Origin of the sequence: Streptomyces sp. NPDC048560 (genome assembly GCF_040650955.1) — a bacterium.
In the GTDB taxonomy this organism is placed as follows: Bacteria; Actinomycetota; Actinomycetes; order Streptomycetales; family Streptomycetaceae; genus Streptomyces.
Map to the genome: position 1 here is coordinate 159,103 of NZ_JBEZIJ010000002.1, position 15,635 is coordinate 174,737.

General features: G+C 71.4%; 16 protein-coding genes and 1 pseudogene. 4 read left to right on the plus strand and 13 right to left on the minus strand.

Features of this window, described 5'->3' with window-relative positions; genetic code table 11:
• Positions 1 to 209 precede the first annotated feature (209 nt).
• Positions 210 to 410 (minus strand): hypothetical protein, encoded by a 201-nt coding sequence (locus AB0C82_RS07495; protein ID WP_362837355.1) that lies wholly within the window; start codon positions 408 to 410, stop codon positions 210 to 212.
• 171 nt (positions 411 to 581) lie between these two features.
• Between AB0C82_RS07495 and AB0C82_RS07500 the strand changes: the two are divergent.
• The 3 genes and pseudogenes from AB0C82_RS07500 to AB0C82_RS07510 form a co-directional block, all read left to right on the plus strand.
• Positions 582 to 1,391 (plus strand): annotated as a pseudogene (locus tag AB0C82_RS07500) (RNA repair domain-containing protein); the annotation flags it as partial.
• Between the two features lie 209 nt (positions 1,392 to 1,600).
• The gene (locus AB0C82_RS07505; protein ID WP_362837357.1) at positions 1,601 to 2,380 is read left to right on the plus strand and encodes an SDR family oxidoreductase; all 780 of its coding nucleotides are present in this window, start codon (positions 1,601 to 1,603) and stop codon (positions 2,378 to 2,380) included.
• Positions 2,381 to 2,523: 143 nt separating this feature from the next.
• Positions 2,524 to 2,787, plus strand: coding sequence for a mycoredoxin (locus AB0C82_RS07510; protein WP_362838371.1), 264 nt, complete (start codon positions 2,524 to 2,526; stop codon positions 2,785 to 2,787).
• A 16-nt stretch (positions 2,788 to 2,803) separates the two neighbouring features.
• Here the strand turns inward: AB0C82_RS07510 and AB0C82_RS07515 are convergent, their stop codons facing one another.
• From AB0C82_RS07515 to AB0C82_RS07560, 10 genes are all read right to left on the minus strand, one after another.
• Entirely contained in the window at positions 2,804 to 3,583 is a 780-nt protein-coding gene (locus AB0C82_RS07515) for an exodeoxyribonuclease III (RefSeq protein ID WP_362837359.1), read from the minus strand.
• Between the two features lie 74 nt (positions 3,584 to 3,657).
• The gene (locus AB0C82_RS07520) at positions 3,658 to 4,305 is read right to left on the minus strand and encodes an MBL fold metallo-hydrolase (protein ID WP_362837361.1); all 648 of its coding nucleotides are present in this window, start codon (positions 4,303 to 4,305) and stop codon (positions 3,658 to 3,660) included.
• Between the two features lie 12 nt (positions 4,306 to 4,317).
• A complete protein-coding gene (locus AB0C82_RS07525; protein WP_362837363.1) occupies positions 4,318 to 5,880 on the minus strand; it encodes an alpha/beta fold hydrolase in 1,563 nt (520 codons plus the stop codon).
• Positions 5,881 to 5,916: 36 nt separating this feature from the next.
• On the minus strand, positions 5,917 to 6,513 hold the full coding sequence (locus AB0C82_RS07530) for a hypothetical protein (protein ID WP_362837365.1): 597 nt from the start codon (positions 6,511 to 6,513) through the stop codon (positions 5,917 to 5,919).
• Positions 6,514 to 6,576: 63 nt separating this feature from the next.
• Complete coding sequence (locus AB0C82_RS07535) at positions 6,577 to 7,746, minus strand: ROK family glucokinase (protein ID WP_362837367.1); 1,170 nt, start codon at positions 7,744 to 7,746, stop codon at positions 6,577 to 6,579.
• Between the two features lie 111 nt (positions 7,747 to 7,857).
• Positions 7,858 to 8,694 carry an ATP-binding cassette domain-containing protein gene (locus AB0C82_RS07540; protein ID WP_362837369.1) on the minus strand — a complete coding sequence of 279 codons (837 nt, stop codon included), beginning with the start codon at positions 8,692 to 8,694 and terminating at the stop codon, positions 7,858 to 7,860.
• Positions 8,691 to 9,749: an ABC transporter permease gene (locus AB0C82_RS07545; protein WP_362837371.1), complete on the minus strand. Its 1,059-nt coding sequence runs from the start codon at positions 9,747 to 9,749 to the stop codon at positions 8,691 to 8,693. Before AB0C82_RS07545 ends, AB0C82_RS07540 begins: the two co-directional genes overlap by 4 nt.
• Positions 9,746 to 10,726: a sugar ABC transporter substrate-binding protein gene (locus AB0C82_RS07550; protein WP_362837373.1), complete on the minus strand. Its 981-nt coding sequence runs from the start codon at positions 10,724 to 10,726 to the stop codon at positions 9,746 to 9,748. The genes AB0C82_RS07545 and AB0C82_RS07550 overlap by 4 nt, the downstream gene beginning before the upstream one ends.
• A gap of 182 nt (positions 10,727 to 10,908) precedes the next feature.
• The gene (locus tag AB0C82_RS07555) at positions 10,909 to 11,901 is read right to left on the minus strand and encodes a sugar ABC transporter substrate-binding protein (RefSeq protein ID WP_362837375.1); all 993 of its coding nucleotides are present in this window, start codon (positions 11,899 to 11,901) and stop codon (positions 10,909 to 10,911) included.
• Positions 11,902 to 12,022: 121 nt separating this feature from the next.
• Complete coding sequence (locus AB0C82_RS07560; protein ID WP_362837377.1) at positions 12,023 to 12,781, minus strand: GntR family transcriptional regulator; 759 nt, start codon at positions 12,779 to 12,781, stop codon at positions 12,023 to 12,025.
• Positions 12,782 to 12,947: 166 nt separating this feature from the next.
• Between AB0C82_RS07560 and AB0C82_RS07565 the strand changes: the two genes are divergently transcribed.
• Entirely contained in the window at positions 12,948 to 13,955 is a 1,008-nt protein-coding gene (locus AB0C82_RS07565) for a Gfo/Idh/MocA family oxidoreductase (protein WP_362837379.1), read from the plus strand.
• A gap of 33 nt (positions 13,956 to 13,988) precedes the next feature.
• Here the strand turns inward: AB0C82_RS07565 and AB0C82_RS07570 are convergent, their stop codons facing one another.
• Both AB0C82_RS07570 and AB0C82_RS07575 read right to left on the minus strand, forming a co-directional pair.
• The gene (locus tag AB0C82_RS07570) at positions 13,989 to 15,194 is read right to left on the minus strand and encodes a cytochrome P450 (protein ID WP_362837381.1); all 1,206 of its coding nucleotides are present in this window, start codon (positions 15,192 to 15,194) and stop codon (positions 13,989 to 13,991) included.
• 11 nt (positions 15,195 to 15,205) lie between these two features.
• The gene (locus tag AB0C82_RS07575) at positions 15,206 to 15,625 is read right to left on the minus strand and encodes a PaaI family thioesterase (RefSeq protein WP_362837383.1); all 420 of its coding nucleotides are present in this window, start codon (positions 15,623 to 15,625) and stop codon (positions 15,206 to 15,208) included.
• Between the last annotated feature and the right edge of the window lie 10 nt (positions 15,626 to 15,635).

Genomic DNA, 15,635 nt, shown 5'->3' on the forward strand with positions numbered 1-15,635 from the left:
ACCGCCTTGACGCCCAGCCGCAGCGGCCCCGTCGACGCCTGTTCACCTTGACACAGAACCGGTCCCGAATCGCTGCACCCTGGGGGGTGTGGACCGGCGGCCCGTGACCGGCAACGTGATCAACGAGGGGGCCGATTCCGGTTGATCGAGCCGAGAGGAACGCGTGTTCGATTCATGGCGCCAACCGGTGGCGGGTGCCGGCGGTCCTGTCAGACGAACAGCCGCAACGCGGACGCGACGATCGCCGCGCCCACGTCCTCGCGGTCGTCGAGATGGACACCCGGGCGGATCCGGACCGAGGACCGGTTGAGGCTCGCGTGCGGGCACTGCAGCGCGACGTTGATGTCGTGTGCAGGTGAACTCGCCGTCGGCCGCCCCTCGTTCGACGACTCGCCCGAGGACGGCGTCAAGCCCTACTCCCGGGTCACCTGCCCCCTGGGTCGAGGTGGGAGGCCTGGGCGATAACCGCCGCCGCCCTTCGCGCTCCTGCCGAAACCGCAGCGAGGTGGACGGGCCGGGCGCCCTGATTTGCGGGGCCGACCGGGCGCGCGTCACCCTGGTGGTCGAGGGCAGGTGCTGACGTGCACACCAGCGACGAGATCTACAACCGGGTGCTCTGGGACCCACGCTTCGACCCTGAGCGGTTCGTGATGGGGATCGCCGAACGCGGGGCCCCGCCGAAGCGGGTCCTGCTCGGCGACTTCGTGCCGGGCGGGGAGATCCCCTGGCACCGGGTGGTGTTCTTCGAGGCGGACGGCCAGGTCGTCTGGGACCGCGCCTCCGGCGTCGACCGGCTCGACGAGACGCTCGTCGGGCAGGCCGTTCCCGTGCCGGCCCCGGCGCCCGGCGACATCCTCGCCGTCCCGTCGACGAACCGCACCGCCGTCGCCTGGCTGCCGCCGGCGAGGTTGTGGCCGCCGATCCAGCACATCCGCCGCGAACACGACCGGCAGATCCGCCGCTGGCCGCCGCACGTCAACGTGCTCTTCGGTTTCGTCCCCGAGGCCGAGTTCGACCGGGCCCTGCCTCTGGTCGCCGCGGCGCTCGCCGAGACGCCGCCGTTCACCGCCCGCCTGGCGGGCGTCCACTGGTTCGGACACCGCGAGGACGCCACCGTCTGGCTCGACCCGGCCGCCGCCGACCACGAGCCCTGGGCACGGGTGCGGGAGTCCCTGGAGCTCCGCTTCCCGCTCTGCGGATCGCACTCGCAGGGCTTCACCCCGCACCTGTCCCTCGGCCGCACCCCGGACCCGCACCGCCTCGCCCCCAAGGTGGAAGCCCTCCTCGGCCCCATGACGGCCCGGGTCGACGAGCTGGCCGTGCTCTCCCGGCGCGGCGACGAGCCGATGCGCGTCCGTGCCCGCGTCACGCTCGGCAGCGGGGACGTACGTCACCCGGAGGTTCCGGCCCCTCGGGGCGACCCTCCGCCGTCACCGCCCTTCCGGAAGGCTTCTCCTTGCTGACGTCCCGCACCGGTGCAGGTCGCGACAGGCGCCCGATCGGAACGGTGCGGAATCGACAGATCAGGATGGACCGTGGCATACCGGAGCACCGAGCGGCCCACTGCGGGCCGAAGAGGGCCCGCGCTTAGGCTTTGGGCATGATCACGCAGTCGTATCTTTCCGACCTCTTCTCCCTCGACGGCCGCGTCGCCGTGGTGACCGGCGGCAGTTCGGGCATCGGCAGGTCCATCGCCGGCGCCCTCGCCCGCGCCGGTGCGAGCGTGGTCATCGTGGCCCGCCGGGAAGCCGAACTCACCACCGCCGTCGCCGAGCTGACCGCGGAGGGCTGCCGCGCAGCCCGGGTCAGCGCCGATCTGGGCACCTCCGCGGGCGTCCGCGCGGGTGCGGACGAGGCGGCCTCGGTGTTCGGCGAGCCGGACATCCTCGTCAACTGCGCCGGGATCAACCTGCGTCCGCCGATGGGCGAACTCGGCGAGGACGTCTGGGACACCACGATGGCGGTGAACCTGAAGGCGCCGTACCTGCTGGGCGAGCGGTTCGGACCCGGCATGGCGGAGCGGGGCTACGGCCGGATCATCCACATCACCTCCCAGCAGGCGCACCGGGCGTTCGTCAACAGCGGTGCCTACGGGGTCTCCAAGGGCGCGCTGGAGTCACTGGCCCGCTCGCAGGCCGAGGCCTGGTCGCCGCACGGAGTCACCTGCAACACCCTCGTGCCCGGCTTCGTGATGACGCCGCTCAACACACGGCTGTCGTCCGACCCGGAGAAGGTGGCCGCGCTGGCTGCGCGCACGATGGTCAAGCGCAACGGACTGGCGGACGACTTCGCGGGCGCGGCCGTGTTCCTGGCGAGCGCCGCCTCCGCCTATGTCACCGGACAGTCGCTCTTCGTCGACGGCGGTTTCTCGGTCCACTGAGTGCGCGCGGCATCCGCGGGGCGACGTACCCGGAGGCCAACAGGCCCCGGGGTGGCGGGAATGAGGGGATCACGATGGCGGACGGTACGGCACACACGGGCGAGCACGGCGGCAGCGGCGGCAGCGGCGGCGCGGACGACGGCATGGTCGTCTACTGGCGGCCCGGCTGCCCGTACTGCATGAAGCTGCGGCTCCGGCTCCGCTTCTCGGGACTGACGTACACCGAGGTGAACATCTGGCGGGACCCGGACGCCGCCGCCTTCGTACGGTCGGTCGCGGACGGCAACGAGACCGTGCCGACGGTGACGGTCGCCGGACAGGCCATGGTGAACCCGTCCACGCGGCAGATCACCGACGCCGTACGGTCCCGTGCGCCGCACCTGCTCCGGGGCGCGCCCCCGGCCTGAGGGGCGTGGGCCCCGCTCAGAGATCGAGGTCGACGACCACCGGCGCGTGGTCGGAGGCGCCCTTGCCCTTGCGCTCCTCACGGTCCACGTAGCTGTCCTTGACCGCGGCCGTGAACGGGGCGTTGCCGTAGACGAGGTCGATGCGCATACCCTTGTTCTTGGGGAAGCGGAGCTCCCGGTAGTCCCAGAAGGTGTACGGGCGGTCGTACTTGAGCGGCCTCGGCATCACGTCCGACAGCCCCTCCTGGCGCAGGCTCGCGAGCGCGGCGCGCTCGGCCGGGGTGACGTGCGTGGCCCCTTCGAAGAGCGCCGGGTCCCAGACGTCCTCGTCCGTCGGGGCGACGTTGAAGTCGCCGAGGACGGCGAACGGATGCGCGCCCGCCGCGTCCGCCGCGACGGCCTTCTGCAGGGCCTCGAACCAGGCCAGCTTGTACGCGTAGTGGTCGTGGGCCACCTCGCGGCCGTTCGGCACGTACACCGACCAGAGGCGGACGGGGCCGCAGGTCGCCGAGATCGCGCGCGGCTCCTGCACACCCTCGAAGTCGGGGCCGCCGGGCAGACCGGTGACGACGTCGGCGAGGCCCACGCGGGAGATCAGCGCGACCCCGTTCCACCGGCCCGTGGCGTTGACCGCGCACTCGTAGCCCAGCTCGCGGAGCGCCTCGGCCGGGAACTGCTCGGCTGCACACTTGGTCTCCTGGAGGCACAGCACGTCCGTGCCGGTGCTCTCCAGCCAGGCCAGCAGCCTCGGGAGGCGGGCGGTGATCGAATTGACGTTCCAGGTGGCGATGCGCATGGCAGTAAACCTAACGCCTCCCACTGACAGTCGCCCCGCTCCCGGCCGCCCGTCCCCCGGCCGGGGTGCGGCGCTCAGAGGTCCGCGACCTCGCCCGGCACCAGTCGGCTGTGGTCGGAGCCGCCCAGTTTCCCGATCTGCGTGTCGTAGATCGGGCGCGCGAGATCGGTGAGCAGAGCGTCGTGGATGTCGATGGCGCGCCGCGGCCGGACCTCGCGCACATAGTCGATGACCTCGGAGATCTTGCTCCACGGGGCCATCACAGGCAGCATCAGCGTGTCCACAGGCCGGTCGGGCACGGTGAGCGCGTCACCGGGGTGGAAGACGGAGCCGTCGATCATGAAGCCGATGTTGGTGATCCTCGGGATGTCCGGGTGGATCACCGCGTGCAGCTCGCCGTGCACGTCCACCTCGAAACCGGCGGCGGTGAACGTGTCCCCGTGGCCCACGGTGTGGACCCGGCCGGGGAAGGCCGCGGAGAGCTGCCCGGCCACGCTGCGCAGGCTCCAGATCTCGACGGCCGGGTCCGCTTCCAGGGCGGCGCGCAGGCGTGCCTCGTCGAAGTGGTCCGGGTGCTCGTGCGTCACCAGGATCGCGTCGGCGCCGGCCACGGCGTCGTCCTCGGAGAAGCCTCCGGGGTCGATGACGATCGCCCGTCCCTCCCTCTCCAGCCGGATACAGGAGTGCGTCTTCTTCGTGAGCGTGAGAGGCGATGCGTCCATGCGCCCATCTTGCTACGCGGGCGGCCTGGTTTCCTCCTGGATCACGGACCGGGCGATGGCGAACGCGGCGCCCGCCGCCGGGATGCCGCAGTACACGGCCGACTGGAGGAGCACTTCCTTGATCTCTTCGGGGGTGAGCCCGTTGCGCAGCGCCGCCCTGGTGTGGGCGGCGAGGCCCTCCAGGTGTCCCGAGGCGACGAGGGCCGTGAGCGTCACGCAGCTGCGGGTGCGGCGGTCGAGGCCCTCGCGGCTCCAGACCTCGCCCCAGGCGTAGCGGGTGACGAGCTCCTCGAAGTCCTCGGTGAACGCGTCGGACGCGGCGAGCGCGCCGTCCACGTGTGCGTCACCCAGCACCTCGCGGCGGACCTTCATGCCGCTGTCGTGACGGTCGCGACCGGCCGCCGCGGCGGACTCGGGTGCGACGGCGGCCGGGGCGATCTCCGCGACGGGCGCGTAGGGGACGGAGAGGGCCGCCGGTACGGCGGGCGGTACGGGGATCGGGCCCGGCGTGTCCTGCCAGGCGGTGGAGAAGTGCATGAGGAGCAGGTCGGTGACGGCGCCGGGCTGCTCGACGGGCGCCAGGTGGGAGGCGCCGGGGACGAGCGCGAGCCGGGCGTCGGGGATGCCGGCGACCAGCGTGCGGGCCTCGGCGGGCCCGGTGACCTGGTCCTCCGCGCCGACCAGGACGAGCGTGGGGACGCTGATGCGGCCGAGTTCCGCCCGGATGTCGAAGGCGGCCAGCGCCTCGCACGCGGCGATGTAGCAGCCGGGGTCGGTCGTGCGGACCATCTGGACCGCCCATTCGACGATGGCCGGCTGGGCGGCCGCGAAGCCGCGGGTGAACCAGGCTTCGGGTGCGGTACGGGCCATCGGCTCCAGGCCGTTGGTGCGGACGATGACGCCGCGCTGGCGGAACTCGTCGGCGCTGCCGAACCGGGGCGAGGCCGCCACGAGGGCCAGCGAGGCGACCCGGTCGGGGTGGCGCAGCGCCAGGTCGGTGCCGATCGCCCCGCCGATGGAGCAGCCCGCGTACCCGAAACGCCGGACGCCGAGGCTGTCGAGCGTGGCGAGCAGCCGGTCCGCCAGGTCACCGACACCCGTGGCGGGGTGCGCGGGGGCGCCGCCGTGGCCCGGGAGGTCGTACCGGAACACCCGCCAGTGCCGGGCCAGCTCGGGTATCTGCCGGTCCCACATGTGCCACGTCGTGCCCAGCGAGGGCCCGATGACGAGGACGGGGGCGTCCTCCGGCCCGTCGAAGCGGTACTGGAGGAGCGGCCGGTCCTGCGGGACGGGCTGCGGGGGCGGCGTGGAGTGGGGGCCGGGGGCGGCGTGGTCGCCGGGCACGACGCCGGGTACGGCGTGGGGCTGACGGGCGACCGGCGGTGCGGGCTGAACGGCCTGCTGGGGCTGGACCGGCTGCGTGTACCGCAGGTCCTGCTGAGGCTGCCGCGTCCCCGGGGCCGGCGCTGTCGGCGCGACCTGCGCGGAGGGCGCCGGCTGCGGCGGCACCTGGCCGGGCACCGGCTGCTGCGGGTCGTACGCGGGCTGTGGGGTCGTCTCAGTCACTTCGCTCACTCGCTCCAGGTTAGCGAGCGGTCCGCCGGTCCCGGATCAGGGGGTCGCCGCGGATACGACATAGACGACAGGGCTGGCCGGATCGGTCATGTTGACCGTGATGTTCTGGGTGGGCCTGGGGTCCTTGTTGGTGTGGGTCACCCCGGCCCAGTGGACGCCGGGCCCGAAGTACCAGCCGGTGATCTTTATGTCCCGCGGGCCGACAGTGACGGCGCCGGGCTTGAGGGCCGCCCGCCCCGTACCGATGTTGCTCAGGAAGCGGTCGAGGCCGGCGGACGTCGTACGGAACTTCACGTACATCCGGCTGGCTTTCCAGTTGTTGGTCTCGTAGTACTGGACGCCCGACGCGTTGCCCGGGATCGGGATCTCGAAGATCCGGCGCTGCATTCCGGAGGGCCAGTCCTCGCGCAGACCCTGCGCGGCGGCCTCGGCCTCCTTGTCCTTGCCGGAGCGGCGGCTCTGCCCGGCGGAGATCACCAGATAGCCCGCCGGGATACCGATGAGCAGCACGATCGTGATCGCCGTGATCAGCCGGCGACGGATCATCCGGCGACGGTCCTGCGGGGGCGGGCCGTCACCGTCGCCGGACGGCGAGGTCTGGCGCGGCGCGACGGTGTGCTCGGCTGCGGTCATGTGCGGAGGTCCCCAGGTGCTGCGGATTCGGAGTGCGGAAGGCCGGGTGCGGGGCGGCGCGGATCAGTCGAGGGTGCGTGTGCTCCGCGTGCTGCTGCGGATCGTGTTCGCCGCCTGGTCGTAGATCTGCGCGTAGCGCTCGTACCGTTCGACCCGGCGGCGGTTTGCGCGACGGAATCTGCGGGCGACCAGGCGGGCCAGGTCCGCGGCGCCGACCATACCCGCTTCGGGGCCGAGCTGCGCCTTGGCGATGCGGGCCTCGGGACGGTAGCCACGGCCCGTGAGGTGCCGCTTGAAGGCGTCCCGGGCGGGGCCGATCAGGAGGTCGTCGGCGGCGCTGACGCCGCCCCCGATGACGAAGCAGGACGGGTCGAGCGCTGCGGCGAGATTGGCGATGCCGACGCCGAGCCACTGGCCGATGTCCTGGAGGAGTTCGACGCACATCGCGTCGCCCTCCCGGGCCAGTTCGGTGATCAGCGGCCCGGTGATGTCGGGGACGTTGCCCTTGACCCGCTCGATGAGCCCGTGGGCCACCGGGGAGTCCGCGGCGGCCAGTTCCCTGGCCTCGCGGACGAGGGCGTTGCCGGAGCTGTACTGCTCCCAGCAGCCCCGGTTCCCGCACGGGCAGCGGTGCCCGCCCGGCACCACCTGCATGTGGCCGAACTCACCCGCGACCCCGTACTTGCCGCGCTTGACCTGCCCGTCCTCCAGGATCGCGCCGCCGATGCCGGTGCCGAGCGTGATCATGACGAGGTGGTCCTCGCCGCGGCCCGCGCCGAAGCGCCATTCCGCCCAGGCGGCCGTGTTCGCGTCGTTGTCGACCATGACGGGGACGACGAGGCGGGAGGCGATGGCATCGCGCAGGGGTTCGTCGCGCCAGGCGAGGTGCGGGGCGAAGAGGACCTTGGAGCGGTCGGCGTCGACCCAGCCGGCCGCGCCGATCCCGACGGCGTGGACGTCGTGCCGGTCGGAGAGGTCGAGGACCAGCTCGACGATGGTGTCCTCGACGACCTTGGGGCTCTTGGACTTGTCGGGCGTCTCGGTGCGCAGCTGTTCCAGGATGTTGCCGTCGGCGTCGACGACTCCGGCCATGACCTTCGTACCGCCGATGTCGATACCGACGGTCGGGACCCGGGGCGCCGTGAGGTGCGAGCGCCGCTCGCGCGTGCCGACGGTCTTCAGGACGGTGGCGCGGGCGGAGCCGCGGTGTGCGAAGTCGCGGTACGTGCTCATCGTCCCTGCGTCGGTCGGGGGGCCGGTGCGTGGTGCCGCCGGCGGCGGACGGTGTCCGCCGGGGTCGATTCTGCCATTGGGTGCGGGTGTCCGTACGGCACCGTTTCGGCCTCAGCTCCCTGTCGTGCCCGATTCCGGTCCGGTGGCCCGTGCCAGTTCGTGGCTCAGTTCCTCCAGTTCGCTGCCGCCCGCCATCTGCCTGGTCAGCTCGTCCAGGGAGATGCTGTCCCGGGTGTGGCTGCCGGACATGACGCCGCGCTTGAGCAGGACGAACCGGTCACCCACGAGGTAGGCGTGGTGCGGGTTGTGCGTGATCAGGACCACACCGAGGCCGGCGTCCCGGGCCGCCGCGACGTACTTCAGCACGACGCCGGACTGCTTGACGCCGAGCGCCGCCGTGGGCTCGTCGAGGACGAGGACCTTGGCGCCGAAGTGCACGGCGCGGGCGATCGCCACGCACTGGCGCTCGCCGCCGGACAGGGTTCCGATCGGCTGGTCGACGTCGCGCAGGTCGATACCCATGCGCAGCAGCGCCGCGTGGGTCGTCTCACGCATCAGCTGCACGTCGAGGCGCTTGAACGGCCCCGTGCCCTTCGTCGGCTCCGAGCCGAGGAAGAAGTTCCGCCAGACCGGCATGAGGGGTACGACGGCGAGGTCCTGGTAGACCGTGGCGATACCCCGGTCCAGGGCGTCCCGCGGGTTGGCGAGCGTGGTCTCCTCGCCCTCGATCAGGAAGGTGCCGCCGTCGTGCCGGTGCAGCCCGGCGATGATCTTGATCAGCGTGGACTTGCCGGCGCCGTTGTCGCCGAGCACGCAGGTGATCTCCCCCGCGTGGACCTCCAGCGAGACGTGTTCGAGCGCCTTGATGTTGCCGTAGAACTTGCTGACGTCGTCCAGTTCGACGAGTGCCTGGGTCGAGGCCTGTTCCGAGGCCGGGGTCTCGGTCATTTCGTCGCCTCCGCGCGCTTGCGCACCCATGCGTTGAGCAGGGTGGCCAGGAGCAGCATCGCTCCGAGGAAGAACTTGAACCAGTCGGGGTTCCACTCCGCGTACACGATGCCCTTGCTGGTCATGCCGAAGATGAAGGCACCGACCGCCGAGCCGATCGCGGAGCCGTAGCCGCCGGTGATCAGACACCCGCCGATGACCGCCGCGATGATGTACGTCAGCTCGTTGCCGACGCCTTCGCCCGACTGCACCACGTCGTAGCTGAACAGCAGGTGCTGGCCGGAGACCCAGGCGGCGAAGGCCACCCCGAGGTACAGCCCGATCTTCGTACGGATCACGGGGACGCCGACCGCCCGTGCCGCGTCCGCCTCGCCACCGACCGCGAAGATCCAGTTGCCGAAGCGGGTGCGGAGCAGGATCCAGGTGGCGATCGCGACGAGCACGAACCACCACAGGATGGTGACCTTCAGCTCCATGCCGCCGATGGTCAGCTGGGAGGCGAAGACCTTGCGGGCCGACTCGAAGCCCTCCATGTCCCCGATGGACTTCGTCGACACGGTGCCGCTGATCAGCTTGGTGAAGCCGAGGTTGAGACCGGTGAGCATCAGGAACGTGCCGAGCGTGATGATGAAGCTCGGCAGTTTGGTGCGGGTCAGCATGAAGCCGTTGAACGCGCCGACGGCGAGGGTGACCAGCAGGGATACGAAGACGCCGACCCAGACGTTGGCCGTCATCTGGTAGCTGAACATCGAGGAGATCAGCGCCGAACTGGTCACCAGCACACCGGCGGAGAGGTCGAACTCTCCGCCGATCATCAGGAGCGCCACCGGCGCGGCCATGATTCCGATCGTGGAGGCCGCGTACAGGACCGTGCCGAAGCTGGAGGTCTGCAGGAAGCTGTCGGCGACGACCGAGAAGAAGAGGAAGACGGCCACGGCGCCGACGACCGAGCCGAGCTCGGGGCGGCCGAGGAGTCTGCGCAGCGGCGAGGTGCGCAGCAGCCGCTCGTCGGAGGCGCCCGGGGCGGGGGCCGCCGGCTGCCCGGTCGCCGTCATCGGGTCCCCCGCTTCGTGTACTCGGCGAGCTCGGGCGCGTCGTCGGCGGTGATGATCTGCGGTCCGGTCAGGACGGGCAGCCCGCCGCCGAGCACGTTGCGGTTGTAGCGGTAGAGCCACAGCAGGTCGACGGCCTCGTACCCCTGGAGGTAGGGCTGCTGGTCGACGGCGAAGCCGAGCGTGCCGGCCTTGAGCGCGGTGGCGACCTTGGCGTTGAGGTCGAACGTGTCGACCTCGGCCTCGCTGCCCGCCGACTCCCTCGCCTTCACGGCGGCGTCGGCGAACGGCGCGCCGAGTGTGACGACCGCGTCGATGCTCTTGTCCGCCTGGAGCTTCGCCTCGATGGACGACTGCACGTCGGGCATGTTCGTGCCGTCGACGTAGAGGTTCTGCATCGTGCCGCCGAAGGACTTCTTGGCCCCGTCGCAGCGCTGCTCGTGGCCGACGTTGCCCTGCTCGTGCAGGACGCACAGCGCCTTCTTGCGGTCCCTCTTGTCGAGCTCGTCGCCGACGGCCTCACCGGCGATGGACTCGTCCTGCCCGATGTGGGTGAGGGCGCCGAACTCCTCGGACTCCGCGGAGCCGGAGTTGACGGTGATCACCGGGATGCCGGCCTTGGTGGCCTTGGCGACGACGGCCTTCATGGCGTCCGGCTTGGCGAGCGTGACGATCAGCCCGTCGACCTTCTTGTCGATGGCCGCCTGGACGAGCTGGGCCTGCTGCTGCGCCTCGTCGTGGTGCGAGTAGAGGAAGTTGATGTTGTCCTTGACCGCGGCCTGCTTGGCACCGCTCTGCACGATGTCCCAGAAGGTGTCGCCGTCGCCGGAGTGGGTGACCATCGCGAAGGTCCAGCGCGGTGTGTTCACCGCGGAGCGGCCCTCGGCCGCCTGCGCCGCGCGCTCCTCCGCCCGCTTGCCGCCGGTGCTGCTGCATCCCACGAGGGATGCGCCGAGCACCGCTGCCAGCACGGCACCCATCGCACGTACCCCTGTCCGAACCCTTGCCACGACGCCGTGCCCTTCTAGTGCTGCTCGCTGTGCTGCTTGGTGGAGCCGGGGAGAGCGCACTCCCGGCCCGGCTGCCCAAGTATCCCCGAGGGGGTGTCCGCCTCGCCCGGCAGGGGCGCGGCGGAGCGGCGGCACGGTGCTGCGCGGGGCGGTCACCGGGTGCCGCGCGCGGTGTATTTCTCCAGCTGCGGTACGTCCTTCGCGGTGACGATCGCGGGCCCGGTGAGCACCGGCTTCCCGCCGCCGATGACGTTGCCGTTGGTCCGGTTGAGCCAGATCTCGTCGACCGCGAGATAGCCCTGGAGGTAGGGCTGCTGGTCGACGGCGAAGCCGACCTCCTCGGCCTTGAGCCGCTTGACCACCTCCGCGTTGAGGTCGAACGTGTCGACCTCGGCCGTGGAGCCGGAGCCCTCCTTGGCCTTGACCGACGCGGCGGCGAACGGGGCGCCGAGTGTGACGATCGCGTCGATGCTCTTGTCCGCCTGGAGCTTCGCCTCGATGGACGACGTGGAGGCCGGCATGTTGGTGCCTTCGACGTTGAGGTTCTCGACCTGGCCGCCGAAGGTCTTCTTCACCCCGGCGCAGCGCTCCTCGAGTGAGACGTTGCCCTGTTCGTGGATCACACAGAGCGCCTTCTTCCTGCCCCGGTCGTTGAGCTCCTCGCCGACGGCCTCGCCCGCGACCGACTCGTCCTGGCCGATGTGGCTGAGCGCGCCGACCTCGGTGGAGAACTGCGCGCCGGAGTTGATCGTGACGACGGGGATCCCGGCGCTGACCGCTTTGGCCACGACGGCCTTGACCGCTTCGGGTTTGGCGAGGGTGACGATGATGCCGTCGGCCTTCTGGTCGATGGCGGCCTGGATGAGCTGGGCCTGTTCCTTGCCCTCCTTGTCGGCGGAATACAGGAACTCGACGTTGTCCTTGGCCGCCGCCTGTTCGGCGCCGCTCTGCACGATGTCCCAGAAGGTGTCGCCCTGCCCGGAGTGTGTGACCATCGCGATCTTCATGCGAGGGGTGGAGACGGCCTTGCCCCCTCCCCCGCCGCTGCCGGACTCCTCGGAGTCCTTCCCGCCGGAACCGCTGCACCCGGCGAGGGTGAGGGCACACAGGGCGATCAGGACTGTTGCCGTGCGAGTGGTGCGCATGGTGGGCCCGCCTTGTCTCCCGGCCGCCCAAGTGCGGCTGGGGGAGTTCTAGCGGCGTTGAAGGGCCACCGTCAAGAGTTTGTCCGAACATTCTTACGCGGACGGCCCGTGGGAGCGGGCCTCACGGGCGCACGAGCAACTGGAACTCGAACGAGTAGCGGGAGGCCCGGTAGACGTGCGAGCCGAACTCGACCGCCCGCCCGGTGTCGTCGAACGTGGTGCGCTGCATCGTGAGCAGCGGCGCCCCTTCGGACTCCGCGAGCCGTGCCGCCTCCTCCGCCGTGGCGGCCCGGGCGCCCACGGACTGCCGGGCGCTGTGCAGGGTGATGCCGCAGGCGCGCATCATCCGGTAGAGCCCGGTGGACTCCAGCTCCTCGGTCGCGAGTCCGAGCAGCCCCGGGGGCAGGTGGTTGCGCAGCAGCGCCATGGGCTCGTCGTGTGCGGACCGCAGGCGTTCGACGAGGTGGACCTCGCTGCCCTCGGCGACCCCGAGCGCGGCCGCGACCTCGGCGGTGGCCGGCTCGACGGTGTTGCGCAGGACCTGGGTGGCGGGGCGCTGGCCCGCCTTCTCCAGGTCGTCGTAGAGCGAGCTGAGTTCGAGCGGGCGCCGGACCTGGCTGTGCACGACCTGCGTCCCGACGCCCCGGCGGCGGACCATCAGCCCTTTGTCCACGAGCGACTGGATCGCCTGGCGGACCGTGGGGCGGGACAGGCCGAGGCGGGACGCGAGCTCGATCTCGTTGCCGAGGAGGCTCCCGGGGGCCAGTCGGCCCTGCTCGACGGCCGCCTCCAGCTGCTGCGACAGCTGGAAGTAGAGGGGCACCGGGCTGGAGCGGTCCACGCTCAGCGGGAGCGGCCGGTCGGTTCCTTGTGTGGGCACGGAACGAGCCTAGTTCGATTGTCCTGACAAAGCCATGCCGTCCCGAACGGGCGCTCGATCCGGCCAGGCGCCCCGACCGGTCGCGCGTTCGCCCGCCTGCTCACGCCTGTTCATTTGTCAGGACAAACGCTTGACATGACGACAGCGCGAACGCCACCTTGGGGCCATGCGCATCGGACTGATCGGAACGGGACGTATCGGCAGCTTCCACGCGGAGGTGCTCAGCCATCACCCCTCCGTCGACTCCCTGGTCGTGGCCGACGCCGACCCGGACCGTGCCGCGCTGACAGCCGCCCGTACCGGTGCGACCGCCGCGTCGGTGGACGAGCTCTTCGCCGGCGGCCCCGCCCTGGACGCCCTGGTGATCACGTCGGCGACCGCCGCCCACGCCGAACTCATCGCCCGTGCCGCCGGGGCAGGACTCCCGGCCTTCTGCGAGAAGCCGATCGCCATCGACCTGCCGGGCACACTGCGCGCGCTCGCCGAGGTCGAATCGGCGGGCACGGTCCTGCAGCTGGGTTTCATGCGGCGCTTCGACGCCGGATACGGCGCGGCGCGCGCGGCCGTACGCGAAGGGCGCCTCGGCCGGCTGCACACGGTGCGCGCGGCCACCTCGGACCCGGCGCCGCCGCCCGCCGCCTATCTCCCGCTCTCGGGGGGCCTCTACCGGGACTGTCTGGTCCATGACTTCGACATGGTCCGGTGGGTGACGGGCCGCGAGGTGACGCAGGTGTACGCGACGGGGTCGGACGCCGGACCCGCGATGTTCCGCGAGGCGGGCGACGTGGACACGGCGGCCGCGCTGCTGACCCTGGACGACGGGACGCTGGTGACGGCGACGGCGACCCGGTGCAACGGCGCCGGGTACGACGTACGCATGGAGCTGGCCGGCGAGCTGGACCAGATCGCGGTGGGGCTCGACGACCGGACGCCTCTCACGTCGACGGAGCCGCAGGGCCCCGGAGCGCCGCCGAAGCCGTGGCCCGGCTTCCTGGAGCGGTTCGCCCCGGCTTACGAGGCGGAGCTCGACGCGTTCGTCCGGGTCGTCCGGGGCGAGCTGGCGAATCCGTGCGACGGACGTGAGGCGCTGCACGCGTTGCGGATCGCGGAGGCGTGCGAGTGGTCGCGGCGCGAGCGCCGGCCGGTGGATCTGAGCGAGGTCCCGGGCGGCTGAACGGACCCGGGACCCTTGCTCAGGACAGCACGGTCACCACCTCACCGGCAGGCTCAGCGGGCCCCGGATCAGCATTCCCGTACGCCAGCGCAGCTTCGCCGCGTCCGCGTCGAGCCGTAGCTCAGGGCAGCGTTCGAGGAGCGACCTGATAGCGATCCGCGCCTCGATCCGGGCCAGCGGTGCGCCCAGGCAGTAGTGGATGCCGTGGCCGAAGGCGACGTGGCCCCGCGCGTCCCGCGTGATGTCGAAGCGGTCGGGGTCCTCGTAGCGGGCGGGGTCGCGGTTGGCGTCCGCCATGGCGACGAGCACCAGCTCGCCCCCGCCCGGAATCACCGTGCCGCCCACGTCGAGCGGTTCCGTGGTGAAACGGTAGGTGGGGGTCTCGACCGGACCCTCGTAGCGCAGGGTCTCCTCCACCGCGTTGTCGATCAGCCCGAAGTCCGCCCGCAGTGCGGCCAGCTGATCCGGGTGGCCGAGCAGTGCGAGCACGCCGTTGGAGATGAGGTTGACGGTCGTCTCGTGGCCCGCGACCAGGAGCAGCCAGGCCATGCCGATCAGCTCGTCACCGGAGAGCCGGTCGCCGTCGTCATCGGACGTGTGGATCAGCGCGCTCATCAGGTCGTCGCCCGGATCGGCGCGCTTGCGTTCGATGAGCTCGGCGATGTAGGCGGTCATCGACGCGGTCGCCGACAGGCGTTCCTCGGCGTCGAGGGAGGACACCGCGGTGTTGGACCACTGACGGAACGCCTGCCGGTCCAGGAACGGCACGCCGAGGAGTTCACAGATCACGGACATCGGTAACGGGAAGGACAGGGCCTCCACCAGGTCGGTGCCGCGGCCGGGCCCCGCGAGCATGGTGTCGAGCAGCTCGTCGGTCAACGCCTGGATACGCGGAGCGAGTTGTTCCATCCTGCGCGGGGTGAACTCCCGGGTCACCAGCTTGCGCAGCCGGGTGTGCGCAGGAGCGTCCGAGCTGAGCATGGAGGTCCCGGACGACACCTTGCTGACGCCCAGTGTGGGCGAGGCACGGCGCCATTCCTTGGACAGCCGCTGGTCGGCGAGCAGTTCGCGGCCCGCCTCGTATCCGACGACGAGCCAGGCGGGCGTGCCCTCCGGGATCAGGACCCGGTGGACGGGGCCGAGCGCGCGCAGTTCCGCGTAGACGGGGTAGGGGTCACGGGTGAAGGCCTCGCCCAGCGCGGCGAGGTCGACGGTGTCGACGAGCGGTTCGGCGGTCAACGCGGGTCCCTTCAGGGCTGCTTGGCGGACAGTACGGTTCCCTGCGCGACGGCGCAGAGGTTCTGCTCGCCGTCGTCCCCGACGGTGAACAGGTCGCAGCGGACCACGGCCTGGCGGCGGCCGGAGTGCACGACGGTGGCACGGGCGGTCAGCGTGTGGCCGGTGGCCGGACGGACGTACTGGATGGAGAACCCGCCGGTCAGCACGGCGGGGCCGAGGGTGGTGCCTGCGGCGAAGGTGATCGCGTTGTCGGCAGCGTAGGCCAGCACTCCGCCGTGCAGGAAGCCGTTCTGCTGCCGGAGTTCGGGCCGGGCATCGATGCCGAGGGTCGCGCCGCCGTCCCCGAACGCCGTGATGCGGGCACCCACGAGGACACTGAACGGCTGGCTGTCGAGGACCTTCTGTGCCGTCCGGAGATCGAGTTCGCTCATGACAGGGTCC